The 22,907-nt window shown below is 58.2% G+C and carries 29 protein-coding genes and 1 tRNA gene; 10 read left to right on the forward strand and 20 right to left on the reverse strand.

Features of this window, described 5'->3' with window-relative positions:
* Window positions 1-56: 56 nt before the first annotated feature.
* From HMPREF3227_RS11370 to HMPREF3227_RS13405, 5 genes are all read right to left on the reverse strand, one after another.
* Entirely contained in the window at window positions 57-311 is a 255-nt protein-coding gene (locus HMPREF3227_RS11370) for a hypothetical protein (RefSeq protein WP_066513165.1), read from the reverse strand.
* The gene (locus HMPREF3227_RS13400; RefSeq protein ID WP_168167180.1) at window positions 301-1,407 is read right to left on the reverse strand and encodes a VG15 protein; all 1,107 of its coding nucleotides are present in this window, start codon (window positions 1,405-1,407) and stop codon (window positions 301-303) included. Before HMPREF3227_RS13400 ends, HMPREF3227_RS11370 begins: the two co-directional genes overlap by 11 nt.
* A 47-nt stretch (window positions 1,408-1,454) precedes the next feature.
* Entirely contained in the window at window positions 1,455-2,867 is a 1,413-nt protein-coding gene (locus tag HMPREF3227_RS11380) for a phage portal protein (protein WP_066513169.1), read from the reverse strand.
* Window positions 2,867-4,360, reverse strand: coding sequence for a terminase TerL endonuclease subunit (locus HMPREF3227_RS11385; RefSeq protein WP_066513170.1), 1,494 nt, complete (start codon window positions 4,358-4,360; stop codon window positions 2,867-2,869). Before HMPREF3227_RS11385 ends, HMPREF3227_RS11380 begins: the two co-directional genes overlap by 1 nt.
* Before the next feature lie 1,426 nt (window positions 4,361-5,786).
* The gene (locus tag HMPREF3227_RS13405) at window positions 5,787-7,028 is read right to left on the reverse strand and encodes a hypothetical protein (protein ID WP_141759163.1); all 1,242 of its coding nucleotides are present in this window, start codon (window positions 7,026-7,028) and stop codon (window positions 5,787-5,789) included.
* 132 nt (window positions 7,029-7,160) lie between these two features.
* Here HMPREF3227_RS13405 and HMPREF3227_RS11390 point away from each other — a divergent pair, with 132 nt between their 5' ends.
* Complete coding sequence (locus HMPREF3227_RS11390; protein ID WP_066513171.1) at window positions 7,161-7,370, forward strand: hypothetical protein; 210 nt, start codon at window positions 7,161-7,163, stop codon at window positions 7,368-7,370.
* A 490-nt stretch (window positions 7,371-7,860) separates the two neighbouring features.
* Here the strand turns inward: HMPREF3227_RS11390 and HMPREF3227_RS13410 are convergent, their stop codons facing one another.
* From HMPREF3227_RS13410 to HMPREF3227_RS13415, 7 genes are all read right to left on the reverse strand, one after another.
* Window positions 7,861-8,061 carry a hypothetical protein gene (locus HMPREF3227_RS13410; RefSeq protein ID WP_070710761.1) on the reverse strand — a complete coding sequence of 67 codons (201 nt, stop codon included), beginning with the start codon at window positions 8,059-8,061 and terminating at the stop codon, window positions 7,861-7,863.
* A gap of 451 nt (window positions 8,062-8,512) precedes the next feature.
* Window positions 8,513-9,292 (reverse strand): hypothetical protein, encoded by a 780-nt coding sequence (locus HMPREF3227_RS11395; protein WP_066513175.1) that lies wholly within the window; start codon window positions 9,290-9,292, stop codon window positions 8,513-8,515.
* A 156-nt stretch (window positions 9,293-9,448) separates the two neighbouring features.
* Window positions 9,449-9,652, reverse strand: coding sequence for a hypothetical protein (locus HMPREF3227_RS11400; RefSeq protein ID WP_066513177.1), 204 nt, complete (start codon window positions 9,650-9,652; stop codon window positions 9,449-9,451).
* Between the two features lie 103 nt (window positions 9,653-9,755).
* Entirely contained in the window at window positions 9,756-10,001 is a 246-nt protein-coding gene (locus HMPREF3227_RS11405) for a hypothetical protein (protein WP_066513179.1), read from the reverse strand.
* A gap of 2 nt (window positions 10,002-10,003) precedes the next feature.
* The gene (locus HMPREF3227_RS11410; RefSeq protein ID WP_066513183.1) at window positions 10,004-10,666 is read right to left on the reverse strand and encodes a hypothetical protein; all 663 of its coding nucleotides are present in this window, start codon (window positions 10,664-10,666) and stop codon (window positions 10,004-10,006) included.
* A 2-nt stretch (window positions 10,667-10,668) separates the two neighbouring features.
* Window positions 10,669-10,875 carry a helix-turn-helix domain-containing protein gene (locus HMPREF3227_RS11415; RefSeq protein WP_066513185.1) on the reverse strand — a complete coding sequence of 69 codons (207 nt, stop codon included), beginning with the start codon at window positions 10,873-10,875 and terminating at the stop codon, window positions 10,669-10,671.
* A complete protein-coding gene (locus HMPREF3227_RS13415; RefSeq protein ID WP_141759164.1) occupies window positions 10,868-11,050 on the reverse strand; it encodes a hypothetical protein in 183 nt (60 codons plus the stop codon). The genes HMPREF3227_RS11415 and HMPREF3227_RS13415 overlap by 8 nt, the downstream gene beginning before the upstream one ends.
* A gap of 158 nt (window positions 11,051-11,208) precedes the next feature.
* On the opposite strand from HMPREF3227_RS13415, the gene HMPREF3227_RS11425 reads away from it, so the two are divergent.
* Complete coding sequence (locus tag HMPREF3227_RS11425; RefSeq protein WP_066513189.1) at window positions 11,209-11,544, forward strand: hypothetical protein; 336 nt, start codon at window positions 11,209-11,211, stop codon at window positions 11,542-11,544.
* A gap of 156 nt (window positions 11,545-11,700) precedes the next feature.
* Here HMPREF3227_RS11425 and HMPREF3227_RS11430 read toward each other — a convergent pair whose 3' ends face one another.
* A complete protein-coding gene (locus HMPREF3227_RS11430; RefSeq protein ID WP_066513191.1) occupies window positions 11,701-11,982 on the reverse strand; it encodes a hypothetical protein in 282 nt (93 codons plus the stop codon).
* Between the two features lie 119 nt (window positions 11,983-12,101).
* Here HMPREF3227_RS11430 and HMPREF3227_RS13420 point away from each other — a divergent pair, with 119 nt between their 5' ends.
* Window positions 12,102-12,548 (forward strand): hypothetical protein, encoded by a 447-nt coding sequence (locus HMPREF3227_RS13420; RefSeq protein WP_141759165.1) that lies wholly within the window; start codon window positions 12,102-12,104, stop codon window positions 12,546-12,548.
* Here HMPREF3227_RS13420 and HMPREF3227_RS11440 read toward each other — a convergent pair.
* Window positions 12,545-13,171, reverse strand: a complete 627-nt coding sequence (locus HMPREF3227_RS11440) for a hypothetical protein (RefSeq protein ID WP_066513193.1) — start codon at window positions 13,169-13,171, stop codon at window positions 12,545-12,547. The genes HMPREF3227_RS13420 and HMPREF3227_RS11440 overlap by 4 nt on opposite strands.
* A gap of 74 nt (window positions 13,172-13,245) precedes the next feature.
* Window positions 13,246-13,485: a helix-turn-helix domain-containing protein gene (locus tag HMPREF3227_RS11445; RefSeq protein ID WP_066513194.1), complete on the reverse strand. Its 240-nt coding sequence runs from the start codon at window positions 13,483-13,485 to the stop codon at window positions 13,246-13,248.
* 151 nt (window positions 13,486-13,636) lie between these two features.
* On the opposite strand from HMPREF3227_RS11445, the gene HMPREF3227_RS11450 reads away from it, so the two are divergent.
* The 7 genes from HMPREF3227_RS11450 (at window position 13,637) to HMPREF3227_RS13425 (ending at window position 18,566) form a co-directional block, all read left to right on the forward strand.
* The gene (locus HMPREF3227_RS11450) at window positions 13,637-14,134 is read left to right on the forward strand and encodes a hypothetical protein (protein ID WP_066513196.1); all 498 of its coding nucleotides are present in this window, start codon (window positions 13,637-13,639) and stop codon (window positions 14,132-14,134) included.
* A gap of 21 nt (window positions 14,135-14,155) precedes the next feature.
* Window positions 14,156-14,575: an ImmA/IrrE family metallo-endopeptidase gene (locus HMPREF3227_RS11455; protein ID WP_066513198.1), complete on the forward strand. Its 420-nt coding sequence runs from the start codon at window positions 14,156-14,158 to the stop codon at window positions 14,573-14,575.
* Window positions 14,576-14,679: 104 nt separating this feature from the next.
* Window positions 14,680-14,988 carry a hypothetical protein gene (locus HMPREF3227_RS11460; RefSeq protein ID WP_066513203.1) on the forward strand — a complete coding sequence of 103 codons (309 nt, stop codon included), beginning with the start codon at window positions 14,680-14,682 and terminating at the stop codon, window positions 14,986-14,988.
* Between the two features lie 115 nt (window positions 14,989-15,103).
* Window positions 15,104-15,910: a HipA family kinase gene (locus tag HMPREF3227_RS11465; RefSeq protein ID WP_066513205.1), complete on the forward strand. Its 807-nt coding sequence runs from the start codon at window positions 15,104-15,106 to the stop codon at window positions 15,908-15,910.
* A gap of 1 nt (window position 15,911) precedes the next feature.
* A complete protein-coding gene (locus HMPREF3227_RS11470) occupies window positions 15,912-16,763 on the forward strand; it encodes a hypothetical protein (RefSeq protein ID WP_066513208.1) in 852 nt (283 codons plus the stop codon).
* Window positions 16,764-16,880: 117 nt separating this feature from the next.
* On the forward strand, window positions 16,881-18,107 hold the full coding sequence (locus HMPREF3227_RS11475) for a tyrosine-type recombinase/integrase (RefSeq protein WP_066513212.1): 1,227 nt from the start codon (window positions 16,881-16,883) through the stop codon (window positions 18,105-18,107).
* A gap of 312 nt (window positions 18,108-18,419) precedes the next feature.
* Complete coding sequence (locus HMPREF3227_RS13425) at window positions 18,420-18,566, forward strand: hypothetical protein (protein WP_156452996.1); 147 nt, start codon at window positions 18,420-18,422, stop codon at window positions 18,564-18,566.
* A 578-nt stretch (window positions 18,567-19,144) separates the two neighbouring features.
* On the opposite strand, the gene HMPREF3227_RS11480 is transcribed toward HMPREF3227_RS13425, so the two are convergent.
* From HMPREF3227_RS11480 to HMPREF3227_RS11500, 5 genes are all read right to left on the reverse strand, one after another.
* Window positions 19,145-19,217: transfer RNA gene (locus HMPREF3227_RS11480), tRNA-Arg, on the reverse strand.
* A 173-nt stretch (window positions 19,218-19,390) separates the two neighbouring features.
* Window positions 19,391-20,965: an SLC13 family permease gene (locus HMPREF3227_RS11485; RefSeq protein WP_066485984.1), complete on the reverse strand. Its 1,575-nt coding sequence runs from the start codon at window positions 20,963-20,965 to the stop codon at window positions 19,391-19,393.
* Window positions 20,966-21,085: 120 nt separating this feature from the next.
* Entirely contained in the window at window positions 21,086-22,159 is a 1,074-nt protein-coding gene (locus tag HMPREF3227_RS11490; protein WP_066485981.1) for a tartrate dehydrogenase, read from the reverse strand.
* Window positions 22,160-22,168: 9 nt separating this feature from the next.
* On the reverse strand, window positions 22,169-22,471 hold the full coding sequence (locus tag HMPREF3227_RS11495; protein WP_066485979.1) for a DUF202 domain-containing protein: 303 nt from the start codon (window positions 22,469-22,471) through the stop codon (window positions 22,169-22,171).
* The gene (locus tag HMPREF3227_RS11500; protein ID WP_066513218.1) at window positions 22,464-22,832 is read right to left on the reverse strand and encodes a YidH family protein; all 369 of its coding nucleotides are present in this window, start codon (window positions 22,830-22,832) and stop codon (window positions 22,464-22,466) included. The genes HMPREF3227_RS11495 and HMPREF3227_RS11500 overlap by 8 nt, the downstream gene beginning before the upstream one ends.
* Window positions 22,833-22,907: the final 75 nt, after the last annotated feature.

Below are 22,907 nucleotides of genomic sequence, written 5' to 3' on the forward strand. Positions count from 1 at the left end.
AGAATTGGGGTTTCGTGCGCCGACCGGGACTCGAACCCGGCGCGAGAGCCTACCGACTAGGCGACGCTATTTTCGTTCTTATACATGTGGAGAGCCTCGAGCATCTCATAGACAGGGCCGTCGTCATATCTTTCTTCGATAAACTCCACAGCTTTATCCGTTAAGCAACCTGCTGTAAACGCTTCGTCGAGCAACGTCGCAATGGCTTCTTCGGGCTCGCCAGCCTTAAGATTTTCTTCAGCAAAGACTCTGCCCACCGACGGCGAAATTAGCTTATCGAGCTGACGGTAGTTCTCTTCGTCACTTAGCAACTTCAGCCCCCTTCGGTACGTCTTCGACTGGAAAAGCAGTCCTAAAGGCAATTTTACCATCAGGCCTCACGTTATATTCCGCCCTGACAGTCAGTCCGTCAATCTCTCGCCACACGGTTCGTCGAACTGTAGCGGCTCGAAAATGAGTCGGATGCTCGAGCGTATCTCTGACAGCGTCGACTATTTGTTGATCAGTCCATTCCTTGGGGAATGTCGACGCCCCTGGGCGCTGTGAGTCCCAGCGATGCCCGTCTGCCAGGCTTTCATCATGCGGCCAGCCTTGCCCATCTCGACCTGGATGGTCTCGCCACCCATACAGCACATGCCCCGGCATCTTGCCCAGGGGAGGCAACTTCTCACCAGGAAATACTGCCGACATCCCATCGCCCGTGTACTGCGGAATCCGGCAGTACTGCAGCCGTGGCCACTCCACGTCTTGACCGGCCTGCTGGCGGCGAGCAGTAATACACTGCCGCCAATCATTCACCGTCGCAGAGCGCCCGAACTCTTTATTCAATGTCTGCGATAGCTGCGCCAGGTCACGATTAATCTGTGGCAAGTCTGAATCTTCTTTCACCTCAATGGCAAGACAGCGGCAGTTGTCGTGATAACGCCGAACCTCGCCCAAGACGCTGTCTTTGCTATAGACCGCGCCACGCGAGCCCAGCATCAGACAAAATGCACAGGCCCCCGGCTCAGGAACCCGCGCGTATCGGGTGCCCGCGGTGATTACCGCACGCGCTACGGTCTCCCGCGCCGGTGCCACCACAAGCCGGTTCGTAATCCCCTGCAGCTTCTGCAATGCCAAGGCTCGCGCCTCGGCATCATCAACATCGTCGACCCACATTGCCGACTTATACGCGGCCTGGGCCTGCGCAAACCCTACGGGGTCAGCGACCTCCGGATACTCCAGTTCACGCAGCGTGTCATCTAGGGATCGGTCTAGAAACAGGTAATCTGCCGCGGAATACGCCGCCTGCTCGCCGTATGCTTGCACAACCGCCGCAAATGGCTCCACGAGTAGCTCCTTCTGGGCAATGAATCCCAGCCCTTCAGTGCGCTTCCACCAGGCCAAGAGGTCACGCTGAGCCAACATGCGCAGCCCATCCAAGGACGCCGCATAATCACGCCGATAGTTTGGCATTACTCACCCCCAGGCACACGGTTAGCACGAGCAGCTGCCACAACGTCATCAGACTGTGCAGGCGGTCCCTCGTCTGCTTGGGCTGCACCTGCCAACAGTGACACTCGCTGGACTGCTTGCTGCTGCGCTAGTTCCTGCAACATGATGCGCTGCTCCTGCGGGGTGTAGCCGAGCCTGTCCCAACCCACACGTGAATTCGTCGGAAGGACACCAGCCTGAACCTGCTTGACCACAGCGTCTGTCGTGGCCGCAACCGTTGGTGTAGCCGGATTGCCCCAGCGAACACCCACAGCTGATAGCTCATCAACAGACTGGCCAGCACGACCAGCAGCGGCAAGACGACCCACCTGAGACCATGAACGCCCGAACGACTTTTGCCGTCGCTCCGCGCGCTTGACCAAGCGTGCTTCCATCGCGCGAATAGCATCTGCTGACGTAGCCTGATCACCTCGCAGCCCAAAGTAATGCCCGGGTAGGCCAGCTTCGGCAGCCGCGAGCTGCGCTAGCCCTTCAATCTGTTCCAAGAACGGGCCAGCTGGTTGCGGGGCAAACTCCCCCAACTTTGGCTCACGCTCTGTCTCATCCACCGGGCCAGTAGTCCACACCCGACCAGTGAGAACCTGCCACGGAGACATCGGAGCACCGTCCGGGCCGACGAAATCATTTGAGTCCATACCAATGGCATAGCGCTGTGGGGCGGAGAAGAACTCACGGTTAACGTCCATCGAAATCAATGTTCGAACCGCGGCGTCTGTATATCGACGCAACGCTGCCGTGATATCTGATTTGCCGCCGCGCGCACCCGTTCGAGGACGGTTAACAAAAGGCACCAGCGGCACCATTCCCAGCCCATGAAACTGACGATCCAGCACACGCCAGGGTTGCGAGAAGTGCTTCTCAATCGTCACGACCTGGTCGGGCAACCACAACTCGGCAACCGTGTGTTCTTCCCGGCTTTCGGTAATCGTTAGCGCGGAATCAAACCGTCGTGTGCGTGAATTCAAAATGCCCGTAGTGCTCTTAGCATCATGCCCGCGGATCAATTGCGCGGGCTCGCTTTCCCGGCCGGCCGTTACAGACACGAAGCTAATGCCGTAGATCATTGCATCAAGGTGAACCTGACTAGCTTCTTCATCAAGCGCATTAGCGTCGAAGACATCCAGCAGCCCCTCATCACTAAACCCAAGAAAGTCCAGGCGCTCCTCAAGCACATCGACAGCTGTACCAGCCCACCCGCACACAGTCTTAAGCATGCGCTGCACATGCTCCGGGGTGGAGATATTAAGCAAGCGGGCAGCGAAAGACCCATCGTAGTAGGCCTCATGGACGCGGTTGGCCTGCAGATGGCAAACCAACTGATCTTCCAACCGGCCCACCAGGCGCTGCTCATCATCGCTAAGTGCAATATTCACTACCACACCACCACCTTTCGTTTCGGACGGGCCGGACGCACCGGCCGCTTCTTCTTGGAATATGTCCGCCCCGTGAGCGCCAGCGTGGCAGCCACGAGCGGGGTAATGTCAGCGTCCTCGTTAGCGCGGTTCCACGCCCACGAATCACCAAGCTTGCGCTTACGGGCAGACGCAGCCGCCAGGTTGAGCGAAATCTGGTCAAGGTGTCGAAGGTCGTGCGACATCACGGCATCGTAGAGCTGGCCACACGCAGCGGCCATGATGTTTGACCCTGTCCTCGAGACCTTCACTCCCTGCGCCTCCAGCGGCTCGATAAGCGAACCAGCCGGAGAAAGGACATCAATCATCAGCGCACTGACCTCCTGCTTAGACAAAATGGCCTTCAGACGCGGAATCACCCAATCAGGAGTCCCACGCCGGTTCTCGATAACGTCCACCCAGAGATGACCGTCAACAGAAGTACCAGCGGCCACAATCGAAGCAGCATCACGACCCGGCGCGATGTCCACGGCCAAGACGACGGGCTGGCCGTCGTCGACGAGGTTGGAGTCGGCGCATGCATCCCAGTCTTCAAGGGGAAGGACTCGGCTAGTGCGCTCCTGCTCCCACATCCCGAGACGTTCGCGGCGGAATCCAGCGTCTGAGAGTGCTGAGCGCTCAGCTTGTACGGCACCGATGGTGATGCGCTTGCCCAGTGCGGGGTTCGCAGCCAGCCATAGTGTCTCGTCGTCAGCGTCGACCTCGACGGTGTCCGGGGTGGAGGCGGCTGACCATTCAGCCCATAGGAGGGTGGGATCAGTGCCTGCGTGCGCGGCGTCGTGGAGGCGGCGGAATACATCGCCGTAGAGGTCATCGGGTGCTGGCGGTGTGCCGGTGAAGATTTGCTGTGGCTCACTCGATGGTGAGATGACCGGCAGCAATGACTCCAACGTCTCATCGGTTAAATGCTGTGCCTCGTCGAGAATTAACGTGTCACCGGAGAAACCACGGCCTGATGTCTTTGAGCGAGAAATGAACTCGATGGAACCGCCGTTATCAAGGAAGATAGCTTCCTGCCCGTTGGTCTGCCGAAGCGTGGTGATGTGAGCTTTCAGCTCGTTGTGGTTCAGGAAGAAGCCCGAGATTCTCTGAAACGCCTTCCTATTGGTTTTCACCTCGTGAGCAGTATGGATGATGCGGCGTCCGAGTAGTACGGCCTGGCCTAGCTCAAGGATTTCGATAATGGCGTTCTTGCCGTTTTGGCGCGGCACGGAGACACCTACCTTGAAGGCTGCAAGCCCGCCGGCGGCATCGCGCCCCATTGCAGCAGTCACCATGCCCTCCTGCCAGGGATCCGCCTCCAAGCCAAACGCCGCGGCCAGGTCAATGAAATCGGCGCCATCGAAGTGGTCTACCGCCTGCTTTGAGGGCTTGGCCAAGAAGCTAGGTGTCTGGGCACCCAGCAACTCACCCGGCGCGGTCTTGTCGTGCTTGTCGTCGCTGTCGAAGGTCATCAAGTGCACTGCCCTCCTTTTCTACGTCGGTGAGAAGCTCAATCTTTTCCACGATGTCGGCCAAGCGTGCAGCTAAGACGGCAACGTCGCGCGGTTGGTCGCACTCATCAATTTCAAGGGCCAGGCGGTCGCGCAGTGCTTGGTAGGTCTCGAGCGCCTTATTGGTGGAGGCAGCAGCAAAAACACCAGCTAAACCCTGTGGTTTGGCATGTACCCCACCAGTCCCGGTCTGTAGTTCTGGGTAGCGCTCTGGATGGCGCTGAACACGTTTTTTGCACCTATCCGAGCACCATTTCGTCTGCCGCCCTCTCAGAGGTGTGCGGCAGGCAACGCAAAATCTCACGATTCACCCCCTCGATTACGCTAAAGTCCCAGTTAAACCCTATTTTTCGGAGGGGGATCGCAGCATGGCTGCCCTCCTCGCGAGCCTGGCGCGCCGAGGGTTTCCTCCCCAGGGCTTACCACGCACGCACATGCTGGTTCTTCTTCGGCGCACGCCGCGAACCTTTAGCGCCAGCTGATTTGTTGCACCCTAGATGCATCGGCTGCAGACTTCCGAGATTGGAGCCACCCGCAGCCACTGGAACAATGTGATCAGCCGATGGGCTCATTGGGTGCGGCGCCTTCATCGTCTTATCAATCGGCAGGCCACACCACGCACACACCAGTTCATCTTGAGCTAGCAGGCGTGCACGCTTCCTGCGGTAGGCCCTATCACCGGTACGCGACACTACGCACCCCCTTTGTGCCCGAGCACAACAAAAGGCACCCGAACTATTCCAGTCCGAGCGCCCAACTCTTACAAGCGTAAGCTTAGCACCCTGGGTGGGCCACGTAAACACTTTTCCCTGACCTGCACAAACCAAGCACATCTGACAGGCGTACAAGCATGCGACCATCCGGTGTTATCTCAGCTGTAATCCTGCCATCCGCTACGGCCCGCCGAATCGACGCGCGAGAAACAGGCCTACCCAACAACGCTGACCATGCTGCGATCTGACGAGCTGTCCCAAACTCCAACGGCTCCGGATCACCCACACCCGCAGGCGGCGACACCACATCCGAGACCACACGAGCAACCGCGATGACCTCCTCAGCACAACGCTGACCCCACGCCACCTGCTCTAGCCACGGCAAGCGATGACGCAACCACTCCGCGCGCTGAGCTAACGACGCCTCAGCCGGAAGCGAACCGCACTCAGGCACAGCACGAACCAGACACCCGCACCAATAGCCCAGCACCTCCAAAGCATTCAGCTTCAAATCAAGCAGCGGCAAAGACACCGGCGGCCTAGACTCCCGCCTCGACGGAGGCTTACCCGCGTTCTCCCCGCTCGACGGCTGACGCGGCTCCATAAGCTCATCAAGCCCAGGACCATCCAACGCCAGACGCACCAAGGCACGACCACAAGCATCCATCAAGTAATCATCCATCCACTGACCTCCTTCTTCTTCCACCTCGAGAACCTCTACGGCGACGTTTGACAGACTCGTGCCCTGCCCTAACCGGCCCTACCCGACCCGTCCCGTCCCTACCCGACCCGACGATCCCAGGCGCGTCACCCGAGCGTCCTAGATCGCGACCCAGGTTTTTAGGTGGATCGTCATCTGCAGCGGGCGAGCCGGCCATTGAGGCGCTCAAGCCTGTTGCGGATTGGGGACCAGTAGTCGCGCTCTCCGGTGTCGTGGTCTGCGCTCCTGCAACCGATGAGCCGGCCGTTGAGGCGCTCGAACCGGTTGAGTGTGCTGCAGTGCGCATGATGCGCTCCATTTCTTCCGGGCTCGCGGTGACCCACTCGGGAATCTCATCATCGAGAGGGGCCCGCGCTCCTGCAACCGATGAGCCGGCCGGTAAGGCGCTCGAACCGGTTGAGTGTGCTGCAGTAGCCGCCTCGTCGTTGCGCTCCTGGACGTCGGCCGGCGCTCCGGAATCAAGGTGTGCTGCCGATAAGGCGCTGCCTTGACCGTCTGCGTCCTGGCTGATGTCGAGGGGCAATTGTGGGGCGGATAGCTCGATGCGGATTCCGTGGTCGATACACCACTGATCCTTGTTGACGAAGTCGACGGTTTTCTGACTATAGATTGGGTTTTCGGGCTCTGGTTTAAGGTGTAGTTCCTCGCCGTTTCCGCGGCGCGAATTACACGTCTTGCAGGAGACCACGAGAGTGTCGACGGTCGAGTTCTTGTGCTTTGTTAGTGAATCGTAGGTAGCGGCTCTCCTTCCACGCCTGTTGGACCAGGATACAGATTTGGCGCACCAACGACAGACATCTCCATCGCGGACACGCACCTGGGCAAGTAGGCCCGGGGTGCGTTTGTCTTTGGCGCGGTTTCGGTCTTGTTCGACTTCCTCCCGGCGGCGCATGTGAACAAATTCCTCATCATTGAGGACAAGGCGGATGACGTAGCGATCATCCAGTTTGGTTTCTTCTGCGATGCCGGCGGTTTTCAGAGCATCGAGGACTGCACGCTCGCGGCCTGGTGCGACTTGGGCAAGTGAACCCATTTCAACAATGCCGTCAGTCAGGTGAGCAGCAGAGCCCGCAGCAATCTGGGCAAGTACTCCGAAAGCTTCGTTTTTCTGTTGATGGTCTAGCCCGGTAGCCACAAGAAGCCTCGACATCATGGGGTGCGTGACGATGTTGTCACCAATGCGCAACCATGCCATGGTGTGGTCCTCCTTTCTGTGGCTCCTAAGGGTCGTGGTGGTCTAAGGCGGTGGTCTCGGCGGGCTAATAGGTGGCCTGTCCTTTCATGTAATGGCTGCTTATGCGGCAACGAGGGCATCAGTAAGGCGACGATGAACAGTTTTGACGGTGAGCCCGAGCTTATTGGCCAGCAAGGCGTGTACTTTATCCTCGGCGTATCCAAATCCCCGGAAAAAGCGGTACTCCTCAAGAAGATATTGACTTTCCGCGCGGTAATGCTCATCGCGGGCTATCATCGAGCACTCTTTACAGTGCTTGGCGCTGCGTTTAGCAAGGGGCTCTTTGCACCGGGCGCAAAATGAAGCCGGCAGCTCATGAGCTGCGCAGTGCTTGACGTAGCAAGCACGGCAGCGCACCTGACCGCGGCGAATCGGTGTTTCACAGTCCTCACAGTGGTTCTCGGTGGCCCGAAGATAGCCGACATAGCAGTCACGACAACGGGTTTTTCCTGACCCTAAGGATTTTCCGCAATCAGCACAGATGTTCTTCCTACATGCATGGCGGTACGCATCCGCACAGGCACGACAGCGAACAGCGCGGCGACTCGAAAGCTCTTTTCCACAGTCTTTACACGTATTTTTCATGCCAGCAGCCCTCCAATCTCCATCAACGGGCACCACGGTGACACCGCGGAAGATTTCGCGCCTGTGGAGTGGTGATGTGCCGCCAGGAGGCGAAGAAGACGGTTGAGTGCCCGCGCCGCGTGCTTCTCAGCCCGCTTATGCGGATCTTCTTCGTAGTCGAAGATGGCAGTAACGATCTCAGTCTCGGCTCGCTGCCGGAGTTCTTGGTTCATTCGTAGCTCTTTTCGATAGTGCAGCCTGCAGCACGGCGGGCAGCGGCATAATCCTCAGCCTGCTGCTCAGCGGTGCGGCTAGTAGTAATGAGCTGGTTAGTGGTGCCGACAACACTGGTAATGACAGTGTCACGGAAAGTACGGGTTACTCGTGTCCCGTCCGGGGAAATCGCAGTAACTGACCTGGTTGATGACATTAGGCCTCCTTAAAGAACGTAGAAAAGCGGTTGGGACGTCTCGTGCGGGAGAGAAACGGATAGCACTCACGGCACAACCCCTCCCCCAGATGATCTCGGGAGGACTGCAGGCTCTGGTTCTTCCAGGTGCGCATCGCTACAAGCTTGCAGCCACAGCCAAGGCAGGTGGACTGCCATTGAACGTTTTGCCTCGGTGTGACGTCACAGTAACGAGCAGCAACTACCCCGTCGATGAAGACACCGGCAGTCTCGTGCCTGGCAAGACGGTCCTCGCACCAATCAAGGGCAGGGCAGCCAAGACACAGAATGCGCGCGTGGTGCACGCGCACTGTGCGGTCTTTTGCCATCTCACGCGGCGGAGTCTCCCACACATTGGGATGACCAGGCCTCGCGCGATGCTCAGGCCTCCTGCACACATGGCGAACATCTGGTGTTGCCGGTTCCCGTAGACTCACGCGACCCCCTGCGGTGGTCGAGCAGTCACCAGACGGGTCCCAGCACTAGAGCCAGTTGCTTCCTCTGCGTCAAGCTCCGGCGAAGGAGTTTCTCCCGGCTTAGCATCAAGCTTGCCGTCGCGATCATCATCGTGCATGACCGTAGAGAGCACGCGCAGGTCCCCGGCGTACGTCAACGCCTTGGTAGTTACCCACTTATCCTGCGTGGCCAGGAAGTGAACATCCGGGTGCTTCTTGAGGATGGTGCAGGCAGAGAAGATATTCTTCATCATCACCGGCTCCAAGACTCCAGAAGTCATACGTTGCCTGTCTTCGTGAGTAGTGATGACTTTGGCAATCGAGGGTGCTACTTCAAGCTCACCTCGGTGTATCTGATGCCGGTAAAGATGCAAGTCCAGGCCCGTCGCGTCGTAGAAAAACGCACGGAAATCAGTGAGCTCAATTGCAAGAATCGGCTGGTCCTCTAAGTCAACGTCCTTCACAGAACGGAAAGGAAAGAGCATCCTCAACTCTTTGACCTGTGCACCAGTTAATTCAATGCAAGCATCTTCATCAGTGCTTAACTTGATCCAACTTGCCTCAACGGTCACCGCCGCAAGCTGGCCAACTGTCATGGCAGTCACGACAACATGATTGCGCTCAGGGACGAACTCTAGACGGATTTTCGGGTTATCTTTATCCGTGAAAACTGCTGCAGCACGGATAGCGTTAATGAATCCCCATAGGTAGACCACAGCAGTACTACGCGGCTGCCCCACAGTGGTTAATCCTGCCATTATTTGCTCCTTTCGGTTATCTCAAGTTCCATTTGCCCAGGGATTTGGCCAAGCTTCTGCGGTGTCTCAATCCAGCGATGAAGCTGAATCTTGCGCTGCGGCTCCAGGCGCTCCCACCACACCTCGGCGTCTTCAAGGTCACGAGCCCCCATACGGCTACTTCTTGTCCTTAGCGCGATTAATGCGCTTGAGGATGCTGGCAGGTAACTCTGTATCCGGACGCTGCGCCGAGCATTTAGCAGCGTGCGCAATCCACAGCTTGATACCGCGGGCGGCGACCTCTTCGGCGTCATACTGCCCCAGCTGAACCGCGACAGTAACGCGCCTGCCGGACTGGTAATCCGTTGTATGGCGCAGCATGATGCGCCCATTCGGATCAGTACCCGGTTCAAGTGCAAGCCGCTTTCTAGCCGGAGTCCACACCCACTTGATGCGATCCCCACACTCAGGACAACGCGGATCCTTAGTCAACACCGGCCCCGCCAATCCCCATCCCGAAGTCACCGAACGGGTCTAACCAGCGCGCAGACATAGAGTCCTCCACCGCGCGTTTCTCCCGCTCCTCCAGAACAACCTCCACAACGGTGAGGTCACGGTCAAGGTCTGCAACAACCTCCTGGAGCTGACAGACAGTCTGTTTCAGGATCATTACGCAAATGATGGTGAAGACAATGGCGATGCCGTAAACAATGATGGTTAAGGTGCTCACAATTACTTCTCCGATTCCTTAGTGGTGTTTTTAGAAAGCAGCTTCCAAGCCGCAGCAACTGAGCGGTACGCCTTTTCGTCGTCCCCGCTTTCCCAATGCATTGATGCGCGCCGCAGGTGGTTCGACGAGGTCGTGATACATCCCTGCAGGCGCTCCACGGTCTTGCGAAGCTTGTCACGCTCCGCCAGAACACCGTGACTATCCAGCTGATTAGCGGTTTCCTCAGCTTTCCCAGCCGCATCACGCGACTGGCTCGCAGACTGCGCAGTCTTAACCAGCTGAGCCTTATACTCCTCACAGCGCTTAATCGTCTCGGCGAGCTTGTCCTGGAGCTCATCAACCTCATTCGATTTGCGCGCGGTTGCCCTGCGCGCATCAGCCAGAGCTTTCTCCGAATAATCAAGATTCTTATTCAGCCGGGCCAGCTCAGCTTTAGCCCGAGCAGAGTCATCAGCAGTAGATTCAAGACACTGCGCCAGCTTGCTCTCCAACTCCGCAACACGGCCCTTACAAGCGGCATAATCCTTCCTCAACTGCTCAACCTCTTCGAGGTTCGCAGGCTCAGCCTCGCGCTCAGTCAACGCATACTCGGCCTCAATAACCTTGAGATACAACTGGCCAATGACAATCTCAACGCCCTGCGGAACTATGTGCTTAATCTCCATGGCTAGGCCACCTCCTGCATAAACCGGTCAAGCTCAGAAATCGGGATGAAAATCTTCAGCCCCTTCTGATTGGCCTTATGAGTTGGCCGGCGCCGACAGCGGATAAGCCCCTGGCGGCAGAACTTACGAACAGACCACTCTGAGTAGCCGACATACTTCGCAAACTCAGCCACGGTCAGCAGCCTTTCAGGCTCTGGAATCTTAGACATGAGCAGCCTCCTCCTGGGCTGGGTGGCGAACATAGTCGCCGATGAGAGTGGTGATAGTACGGTGCAGTGGCACGGTGGGCGGCAGCTCAAGGCCGCTGTGCTTGCCGACGACGACCAGGGCGCCGTCCTCAAGACGAGCAATCCACGTACAACCGTTGGCAGTGACCTGCCACATGTTTGGGCCAATAGTGCATACCCGCCTGATAAGCTGGGTTAAGGCTCCGGGGCACATCCGGGGCTCCTTTCGTTTTGTGCTGATTTTCCACTGCTGTGGGGTTAACAATGTGGTTCACTTTCTTCAGGGCTGCCGCCCTGGAAAGTGAGGTGATTTAAATGTTGAAGTTCGAGCACATAACCGGATTGAATGTTGAGGGTGTCGCCCCGGCCGAAGATCTGATTGATTCCATTCGGGAAGCCCTTGCTGAGGGCGGCGACCCGGCACCCGGGTTAGCTCTTGCGCTGGTTAAGGCGATTGCCGAGTTGGAGACGGCGAAGAAGTCGATTGCCGACCTGGAAGAGCGGATGGAGTCGACGCAGCTCTACGTCATTGGCCTTGAGACGCGTCTCGTTGAGAGCGGCCTCCGCTTCGGCGACCCGGCTGCGAGCATCAATCCGAGTGCCACGCCCGACGGCGAGTCCCTTAACCCCGGCGGTGACCTCTCGAAGTAGGTCATCAATTTCTTTCGCGGTGTAGTACCTCTTGCCCGGAAGATTCACGGTCACCTCCGGCGTGCCAGCGCCGGGGGTTTCTTCGTGGTTACTCATAGTTTTTCCTCTCTTGATTCCCTCCTGCGGTATCCCCTGCCACAGGAGGGTTGCTATCCGTTACGGCACCAGTAGGGCCTGTTCCAACACAGCCTTCTGGGCCGCGGTCAAGCTCATACAACTCGACAGAACCAGCGATGCGAAGGCCTCAGACGGCACTTCACGCGCTGTCCGATATCCCTGTCCGTAAATGCCGTCAATAATCATTTCGGTGAAGCATTCCGCCTGGTCTTGCCAGCCCGGCTCGAAACCGAACTCAATGCGACAACGCACATCAATTCCGGCGCGCATCATGTCCCGGATCGAGCGTGACTGCAGCTCCTCCCAACTCAAGGCATCCATCCTGTGGGCTCCTTTTCTTTCTTCGTGCCTGTGTTTCTCCATGACTTGCCAATTCCCAGCACGACTAAGCGGCGGGAATTAAAATCTGTGATTCATCCCGTTTTCTCGGAAGGTTTGTCATGGGTGTTTTGATGTTTGGTCCGCTCTCCGATGTCGCTTTCGGAGTTTCCGACGAGGTTGTCGCTTCGGTAGCTGAAGCTGCGCGCCAGGGCTTGCACAAAGGGATGTTCATCTCCCTTGCTGGTATTGACGGAGACAACGGGGGTTATCTCCAAGTTGATGTGAGTTTGTTCGTGCCCGAGGTCCGAAGCGAGAAAGGCGAGAATCTCGTCGATGACACACATGCAATGTGGATTAGTCCTGTCACCACTGGTGACGTTGAGTTTCCCGTTGATGACATGCTTGTCGAGCAACTGCTTGAAGTCATGGAAGAAACCGATGGCTGCATCGTTTTCGACTCCGAGGACAAACCCGTACTTCTTCCTCAGCGCGCAAAAGCTCTGCTTACTGGCGCTCGGCGCATCAACCTCTACGAAGACGTCATCTTTCCTACGCCAGGGCATTAGCTTTCCTCTTCGTCTATGTTCCGATACCCGTCTCGCTCAACCAGCGGGCTTCTAGGGCTCCCAGCCGATGCTGCGCGCTTGTGCTGGGCAATGAGCTTCTTGATTTTCCGGCGGCGCTTCCAGCGTCGAAGTACGCTTCTGGCATGTGCGAAACGTGGATTCTTGAGGTAAATGGTCACCGCTGCGAGATGGACTCTTGGGCTTACCCCTTCCTGCGGGAGTGTTGGCGTCAGCTCCAGAAAGACGGTGTACCTTTCGAGCTTCGAATTGATAACAGGGACCCGCTGCGGGTGGACATCGAATCGGACGTTAACTTCCTCGTAGTCGATGGGCAGGATGTCCAGCTCGTTGAGGAGCTTGACGATGCCGACTACCAGCTTTTTATGGACTACTTCGACTCGGGTGAGAAGCATGTCTACCGGCTCGTCGATATCCACTCCAATGAAATTGGCTTCCCCAGAGCGCAGGACGTTCAGTGACGCCGAATACACCCTGCTCCCAATCCAGAACCCAACCATGCGGTGAATGCTCCCGCCATCATCTCCGGACGGGATCATCATGCGCCTCCGGTGATAAGGCTGCCGGTTGTCATTCTCACGCAACCGTCTGATATCAGTCTTCATTTGCTTTCCTCTCCATTCCTGGCGCTCCCTAAGAGTGCTTCTCTGCGCCGGCCTTTCTGAAACTCCCGGCGCGCCTAGGCGGCGGGTTCTTCTGTCGGTTCTTCAGCTATGGCTTGGACTGCAGATTTAATGTCCGTGACTCCCGCTGCCTCCATGAGCTTGATCGCAGTTGCCAACTTGACGTCAAAACCGCGTCGAACGCGGCTTACCGTTCCAAGAGAGATGCCCACCGAAGCCGCAACCGCTTCATCTGAACTAACTCCCCGCGCTTCCCGAATCTGGTCGATTAGTGCTGGTTTGATGCGGTACTCCATACCCAGCTCCTTCCTGTGCAATTTGCTTACAAATCCCATTATGCACACGCAAAGCAGAATGCACAACTCGTTTTGCACAATCCGTTATTGCCCCAGTTAATTACATGTCCGCATATTGCAATCAGTTAACGCATTGTGCATAATGGGTTGCATGAGCAATCACATCAGTTGGTATAAATCGCTGGTTGGATCCGATACTGAAAAAGCGGCGTCCGACCGCGCCGGCATCACAACCAGCACCCTCAACCGTCAGCTGGCCAAAGGACACCTATCAGAAGGAAATGTCATTGCCATTGCACGCGCATACGGAGCAAACCCCGTCGATGCACTGGCAAGAACCGGATACATCACAGCCGAAGAGGCCGCTGGCAATGGCCGGGAAATAGCTGAGCTGCTTTCAGACCAGGAACTCATACGGGCCCTGGCACTACGCATCAATCCGGATGAAGAAATCTGGTCGCAAGCATTTGGAACGGTTGTAAACGAAACATCGAAGACCGCCTCCCCAGCCGAAAAGGCTGATGTCCAGGCAGACGTTTACGATTTGGACAGCCGCTCTCACGACGACCTGATTGAACGAATCAACGCCGGAATTGAACCGGTAGCCGCGCAGGAAGCGACGGAGCCGCTAGAGGAACACCATCCGTAGGAAGTCAGAAAGGAGCGCCCGATGTCCCCCATCGAGGAGCGTCTACACGACCTGCTCGACCAGGCCGGCGTGGAGCTCGTAGAAACAGGCAGACTCGACGTCCGCTACAACGCCTGCTACCACCACGCCACCGGCACAATCATCGTGCGCAGCGGACTAGACCCCGCCACCCGCATCTGCGCCATCGGCCACGAGCTTGGCCACGCCGCCAACGGTGATGATTGCTCCACCGCGCGGGCCGAGCGCCTCGCAGATGAATGGGCCGCGCGAAACCTCATCGACATCGACCTGGTCGAAGACGCCGCCGCAGACAACGGCGGAGCACCAAGCGCCATCGCCGCCGAACTAGGTATTACCCCACGACTGCTACGAATCTGGATGCAACTCTACGAAGCCGGCCGAATCCCAACCCACAGCCCATACAGCTGCATGATTCTCTAACCTTTCAGCAACCACAAGGAACCGCCTAATACCCCTCGCCTAGAGGTAAATAACCTTTACAACTGCCAGGTCAAACAGCATAAGCAATTCGAGTAAGGACGACTATGGATAACCAGCAATTAGAGCCTATTTATGACGGCTCAAATGAGTTTGTCATGTATTCCACCGAAGACGGAAAAACGGAAATTCACCTCCGTGTCATCGATGGAACCGTTTGGATGACCCAAGCTGAAATGTCGGAACTCTTCGCAGTCTCACGTTCAAGCATTAGCGAACATATAAAAGCCATCATTAACTCTGGCGAGCTACAGCGCAAAGAGGTTGTTCGGAAATTCCGAAAGGTACAAGGTCAAGGCGTACAGGGACGTTCCCTTGACCACTACAATCTCGACGCCATTATGGCCGTGGGCTGAAGCCGGCCGAATCCCAACCCACAGCCCATACAGCTGCATGATTCTCTAAGTCCGAATCAACCCCCAGCGCCACCAACAACCCGCAACCGCTCTACCCTCTCACAAAGGCTTTGCAATGAACTCCAACAACGTCATCTCTATCGATGCCCGCCGCAGCCGTGAAGAAAAGACCTACCTACAAATCCCAGGAAGAGTCGCCTTCCACACTGGCACCCGGCCATTCCTCGGCAAAGCCGACGACGGCAACGAATACTGGTGCAAACGCATAGAAAGCGAACATGGGCGCGAAGCAGTAGTCAACGAAGTAGCTGCAAGCATCGTCGGCCTGCGCCTGGGTGCCCACATCCGCCCTTGGAAAATCATCTACGTCCCCGAGTCACTACACGGATACATGATCGGAGAATCAATATGGAGATACAGGCTCACCGGGACTCCACTCTTCGGCTCACTCAATCTCCACACCGCAACACTGCACCAAGGGTTCGGAGTCATCCCCTACGTTAACGATGACGCCAACTACAACCACATCCCAAAGCTGATAGCACTGTGGTTGTTGTGCAATGTTCAGGAAGACCTCCAAATCCTCACGGACAACGATGACGATAACTCCATCTGGTCCATCGACCACGGGCTCTGGTTCGACTCGGAGCCCTACCCTTGGCAACTAACCCCACCAGAACGCGCAGGCGGCACCGCACGCATTCCCCTACTGCGCACCGAAATTCCCAACAGCTCGTGGGACAAAGCCATCAACGCACTCGACAACCTCGACACCACCCTACGAGAAGAATTGCAAGAAGCACTACCAATAGAATGGGCAATACCTGCGCATGAGACTGACAAACTCATGAACTACGTCCTCTCTCGCAAGGACTACGCTCGGGAGCTCCTACGCTCGTACAAACACCGCAAAGGACAATGACATGAGATTCGACTACTGGACCGTAAGCGTGGTTCCCCGCCCCATGGGCATCACCACGATCGGCGTCGGTGTCATCGTCATCGATGCTGCAACAGGCGAAACAAAGAACCGTTTCCGCGCCGACCGCGGTATCCACCACGATTCCGACTTTCCCGAGGCCATCCGGCGAGCCCTGCAACATTTCAAAGTCGATCTCAAGAAGCTGACAACGACAACGGAACCGCTCAACCTTGACGGGCAACATACGCTGTCGAGCTATCTCGAATTCACTAGCGGGCACTGGAACAACCTCATCAAAGTTCACCCCATGCAAAGCATGGACGCTGCAAACCTCAACGAGGCCACCGACCTACTGTTTTCGACCCTCATTGGCGAAGCCCCCACCGGCAAGCATCAACAAGACGTCAGACAGGTACGACGCTTTATCCGCAGAGAATACGAGCAACTCCCAAGCCTGGAAAAAGCAACCATCTTTGACGCCGACGTCCAAGTTGCCCGGCGCGAGCTGGATCTAACTTTGGCGGTTGTCGATGATGAGGAAGTTATCGAGCTTAATCAGGCATTTAACTTCCGGTCTTCTGATGCGAATATCACGCGCGCGGCCATTGATTCTTGGACGCTCAAGGTGGACAAGTTGCAGCAGGCGGGCGGTGAGCTTACTGCTGGTGAGACTTTAATCTTTGTTCCTCGCGAATTGGATATCGTCGCTGTCACCACATCGCCGAACTCGTCAGCGCAGAAGAAGAACTTCCAGCAGTTCCGTGAATTCTGTGGCGATCTCAATATCTCGATGCTGACGATGGAAGAAATTCCTCAGCATGCTGCCTCACTCAATAGGCGCTTAGCCTCTTAAAAAGCACGCTCCCCTCACCTGGAAAGTTTGGTCGCGGACCAGGTGAAGGGAGGCTCCATCAAAGCAACTCTTACGTTTTTCGCATGAGTTCACTCTGACAAGAAAGAAGTGTATCCCATGGCCTACGTTGTAGACCTCTGGACAAAGAAGAACCCCGATAAAAGCCCCGGCGCGCCGAAGAAGATTCCGAGTGCCCGGTGGGGCGTTGGCCGGCGCTGGCAGGTGCGCTGGCAAGAAGGCGGTGAGTGGGTCTCGGAGACGTTCGTGTCCCAGGACGCTGCCGAGTTGCACCGCTCGCGCGTGGAGGTGGGGCAGGACGAAGGGACGTGGATCACCAAGGAGAAGAAAGCGATCACCTTCGAGGACCTATGGGAGCCTTGGTACGCCTCAAAGGCCGGTATCTCCGAGAAGACACGGCGTGACTATCTGTCGGTGTGGGAAACCCACGTACGGCCGACGTGGGGTGAGCACGCGTGCGCTACGGTGCAGCGCTCGATGGTGACGTCATGGATTGCCACGTTGGTGAATACGAAGACCGTCAAGGAGGGCCAGGAGCCGCAACCGCTCGGGGATGCGCAGAAATACAAAGTCGGCGTGGTCATGCGTGGACTCATGGACTTGGCCAAAGAGCGCGGCGCAGTAGCGTCGAACCCTTTGGAGAAGGCCGTGGCCAAGAAGCCGGGAGCTTCGGAGCGCCGGTATCTCAAGGTTCACGAGGTGGACGCGCTCATGGATGCGGCGCCGACGGATGCCGCGCGCCTGTTGCTGCGGGTGCTCGTCATGACGGGCCTACGGCCGGGCGAGGCGAAGGCGTTGAAGGTCAAGGACCTGGACTACAACCGCGCGCGGCTGATGATTCGCCGTGACGTTGACGATTTAGGGCACGTGGATGCGACCAAGACGCGCAAGCACCGTGACGTGCCAATCGGAGGCACATTGCTGCGCGAGCTCATGGCCAACGCCGAAGGTAAGTCACCTGAGTCATGGCTCGTTCCCGACGAGCGTGGCCACGTGTGGACTACCGCGCGCTGGAGGACCGTCTGGTTCAACATGCTCCAGTACACCGGCATCAAGGGCCTAGACACCTACGAGCTGCGGCACACCGCGGCCTCGTTGGCTATCGCGGCGGGTGCAGACGTAAAGACGGTTCAACTCATGCTTGGCCACGCCTCGGCCGCCATGACGCTAGATACCTACGCGCACCTGTGGGAGGAAGGCCTCGACGCGATTCCTGACGCTATCGAGTCAAAGATGGCCGCAGAGCGAGAATCCAGAGCGATTAGCCAGCGAATGGCAGACGCATCCGAAGCTGAGCGTCGACGCTCGATGTTCCGCATCGTGTAGCCCGGCGCGCAATAGGGTTATAGGGCAAACTACCCGAAAATTCCCCTATGCCCAGTTGACACATAGCGGCCTAGCGCGCTATAATGATGGTACAACTTAAGAGAGGAGGTGATTGCGTTGAGCGAAATCGTCCAGATTATCGCCGCTGTTACAGCGTCGGTAGTCGCGATTAGCGCCGAAGCCCGGAAGTGGTACACCACCATCAAGGACTCCAAAAAGCGCAAGAAGTAAGACCCCGGGTTCGAAATGCGCTAATCATTCCGAACCCGGGGCTTACCCCCAACATTCTCCACGACAACGAAAGGAAAGGCAATGAGCCCCATTGAATCTGCCGCTGTCTACGTACTCGGCGCCATCGTGCTCTACACACTTACTGGCTTTGGGTGGCTTCTGGCACTGGGCGGCGGTCTCGCACTGTCCGCTGTCGCGCGCCACGTCTACTCCGAGGAACACGCATGATCCCAATCATCACCGACAAAGAAACGGGGCGCGAGCTTTGGCGAGTCAAAGAGTGCGCCGCGCATTGTGACATTAAGCCGTCAACCTGGACGACTTACTCGGCCCAGGGACGCACACCCACACCTGTCGGTCACTTTGACCAACGGACGCCCCTGTGGGACGCCGAGGAAGTCAAGGCCTGGCACACCGCCCGACCAGGCTCTCCGGTCAAAAATCACAAGTAGCAACACGAAGACCCCGCCGAGAAGTCAGCAATCGGCGGGGTCTTCGCGTGTGCGGATGATGTTGAGTCCTGGCGTTGGCCACAAGCCTCCTGGTCATGCGCAAACCGCTCTACCCATTTCGAGGAAAGGTTGGGCCTGCGGCCAACACCTGTGACTAACGTTACGGGGTACCGTGACGTCCCGCGGTTGCGGTGACAGTAATCCGTTCACACGGTGATCACATTTCGTTCACACACAGAATGAACGCGAACCAATGACCTGCAACAGCCCGCAACACTTGGGGAAGACCCATAAACGCAAATAAACCCCCAGGCAATCCGGTGTTTATACCGTTTAACCTGGGGGTTTAGGTTGTGCGCCCGGAGGGATTCGAACCCCCAACCTTCTGATCCGTAGTCAGATGCTCTATCCGTTGAGCTACGGGCGCTAACCATTGCCTCGAGCGGTTGGTGCTCTCTGTGCAACGTGGAATAACTATACCCACGGCTTTGAATTGTGACAAATCGCCAGGCCAGTCAATGTTTTTACCTGCTGTTTACCCGGGTCAGACCATACGCAATGCCCCGCACGAGGCGGGGCATTCGCAGAAAGAGAAAGTGATTAAGCAGTGAGGCCAAAGACCGGGATGGCGATGAAGTAGACGGTGAGTGTGATGAGCACGGTACCGATGATGTTGAGCCAAATACCGCCCTTGATCATGTCGCCAATCTTCACGTGGCCAGAGCCGTACGCAATGGCGTTCGGCGGGGTGGCGACGGGGAGCATGAACGCACAGGTGGCGGCGAGTGCGACCGGGATGCAGAGCACGAGGACATTGATGTCGCCGTTCGCCGTGAGGCCAATACCCACGGCGACGCCGCCCATAATCGGCAGGAAGGTCGCGGCGGTTGCGGTATTTGAGGTGATTTCCGTCAGGAAGAGGACCAAGAAGGCAATCGCGGCGATGAGCAGGATGACGGGCAGGGAGCCCAGGCCCTTGGCCAGCTCACCAATCCACAGGGACAGGCCGGAGTTATTGAACATCGCGGACAGAGACAGGCCGCCGCCGAAGAGGAGGAGGACGTCCCACGGCATGTCATTGGCCGTCTTCCAGTCAAGCAGGCGCACGCCGGACTTGAAGTTGGCCGGCAGGATGAAGAGGATGAGGCCAGCGGCGATACCTACGATGGCATCGTCGTAGCCGGACTCCTTATCAAGGAAGAACGGGAGAGCAACCCACGCGACAGCGGCGCACAGGAAGATGATGGCGGTGGCGATCTGCGGGCCGGTCCACGGACCCATGGCCTTGATTTCGTCGTTGATGAGCTCCTTGCCGCCCGGGATACGATCCATCTCCGGCTTGAAGATGGTCACGAGCAGGAACCAGGCGATGAAGAGGAAGACGATGGCAATCGGCATGCCGACGATCATCCACTTGCCGAAGCTCAGGTCGATGTCATGCGACTCACGCATGTAGCCAGCGAGCAGGGCGTTCGGCGGAGTACCGATGAGCGTGCCCAGGGAGCCGATGGACGCAGCGTAGGCGATGCCGAGCATGAGCGCGGTCGCGAACTTCTTCTGGTTAGCCATGCCGCCGACCGTGTCAGCGGTAAGCGTCAGGACGGACATGCCAATAGGCAGCATGACCACGGCGGTCGCGGTGTTGGACACCCACATGGACAGGAAGCCCGTGGCAAGCATGAAGCCGAGCACGAGGCGCTTCGGCGACGTACCAACGACCTTGACAACGGCAAGCGCCATGCGGCGGTGGACATTCCAACGCTGGAGGGCCAGCGCGATAAGGAAGCCACCCATGAACAGGAAGATGGTCGAGGACGCGTACGGCGAGCCGACTTCCTTAATCGTGCCCACGCCAGCCAGCGGGAAGACGACGAGCGGGATAAGGGCGGTGGCGGCCAACGGAATGGCCTCGGTCATCCACCATGCGCCCATGAGGACGGTAACGGCGGCGACGGCGCGCAGGCCTTCAAGCGTGTAGGTCTCCTCCGGGTCAGCTCCGGAAGACTGCATCACAGTCTCCACGGCGTTGGACGGGAAAAAGAACCAAATGAGTGCGGCAAGAACAAGACCGACAATGAGGCCGGTGAATTCACGGCGCCATTCGAAAGTGCCGAGGGGCTTGTCGTCTTCGCCCTCGGCATGGGCGGTCGATGGGTGCGTTTGTGGGGTGGTCATGATGCTCCTGGAAATGAGATACACGGCGGCGTTCACCGCGAGAGACACGCATTACCATAAACCACGCACTAGGGTCGGGGCCACATCGTGCCACCCCCACGTCAACCCCACGGCGGGCCGTTAGTCCGCCAGCCGAGCCGCGATTGCGGCCCCCAATTCGGAGGTAGTCGCGGTGCCGCCCATATCGGGCGTCAAACCCTGGCCCTCGGCGAGGACGGACTCGAAGGCCGCGATGACGGCATCGGCAGCCTCGCGCTCGCCGAGGTGATCGAGCATCATCGCGCCGGCCCAAATCTGGCCGATGGGATTGGCAATCCCCTGGCCAGCGATGTCTGGGGCCGATCCGTGGACGGGCTCGAAGAGGGAGGGGAACTCGCCCGTGGGATTGATATTGCCTGACGGCGCGATGCCAATGGTGCCGGTGCAGGCCGGGCCGAGATCGGACAAAATGTCACCGAAGAGGTTGGAGGCGACCACCACATCGAAGCGGTCCGGGTGCATGACGAACTGGGCCGTGAGGATGTCGATGTGATATTTATCCACGCTTATTTCCGGGTAATTCTCCGCCATGGCTTCAACGCGGGAATCCCAATACGGCATGGTGATGGCAATGCCATTCGATTTCGTCGCGGACGTGAGATGCTTGGCGTCGCGACGCTGCGCGAGATCGAAGGCGTATTTCAAGACGCGGTCGACGCCAGTGCGGGTCATGACAGTTTCCTGGATGACGGTCTCGCGATCCGTGTCCGGGAACATCGTGCCGCCCACGGAGGAGTATTCGCCTTCGGTGTTCTCGCGCACGACCCAGAAATCGATATCGCCGGGCTCACGGCCTGCGAGCGGCGAGGGCACGCCGGCGAGTAGCTTCACCGGACGCAGATTGATGTACTGATCGAACTCGCGGCGGAACTGGAGGAGCGAACCCCAGAGGCTCACATGATCAGGGACGACATCCGGCCAGCCTACGGCACCGAAGTAGATGGCGTCACAACCACCCAGCTGCGCCTTCCAATCGTCCGGCAACATCTTTCCGGTGCGCTGGTAGTACTCCGCCGAGGACCAATCGAACTCGGTGAACTCGATCTCCAGGTCGAATTTTTCAGCCGCCGCGCGCAGGACGCGCAGGCCTTCGGGCATAACTTCGGTGCCGATTCCATCACCGGCGATAACAGCAATCGTGTACATGCGCCCCATTGTGCCCGCTTACAGCGAGACCAGGCCAAGCAGTGCCAACCCCACCGTCAACCCCGCGAGCCCCGCCAAGGTTCCCGCCCCCGGCAGACCCTCACCCGCCGCGAGTCGGCGGTCCACGGCACCGGCGCGCGCCCGCGCAGCGAGATACAGGCCGCCCGCGGCAATGGCGACGAGGACGAGCGCCCACGAGACCGCGAACCCCGCCGCGCGCAGCGTAAGCAGCAGCGCGCCGACCGCCGCGAGCGCCGTGCGCTGCCACGACAGGCGGGTGCGCTCCGGTTGCAGGCCAGCATCAAAGAGCGCGCTAGGCACGGGTTTCTCCGTACAGCAGGATGCCCGCGATGGCGAGGACGGCGAGGATCAACACCGGTAGCGCGAAGCTGCCCGGCAGCGGTGTTCCCTCACGCATGGCACGCTCGCAACGCGCCCAGTGCAACCACGCGGCTACCGGCAGCACGAGCGCCGCGATGAGCATGACGACGCTCACCGCGCCGGTCACGCGGTCCGGCAAGTCGAGCTCGAAGGCGCGCAACGCCACGCCGCCAGCAATGAACGCGAGCGCCGTGCGCGTCCACGCGAGGAACGTCCGTTCATTGGCCAGGCTAAAGCGCGGGTCCGGCTCCTCGCCACGCCCGTAGACGGCGCGCGGGAAACGCTTGTCAGGGTTGCTCATGCCCCGCAGTCTAACGCGGCAGACAGGCGTGCGCCCCGCAGGCCATCGATCGACCGCAGGGCGCACAGGAAGCGG

Source organism: Corynebacterium sp. CMW7794, from assembly GCF_001563605.1.
GTDB classification, from domain to species: domain Bacteria; phylum Actinomycetota; class Actinomycetes; order Mycobacteriales; family Mycobacteriaceae; genus Corynebacterium; species Corynebacterium phoceense.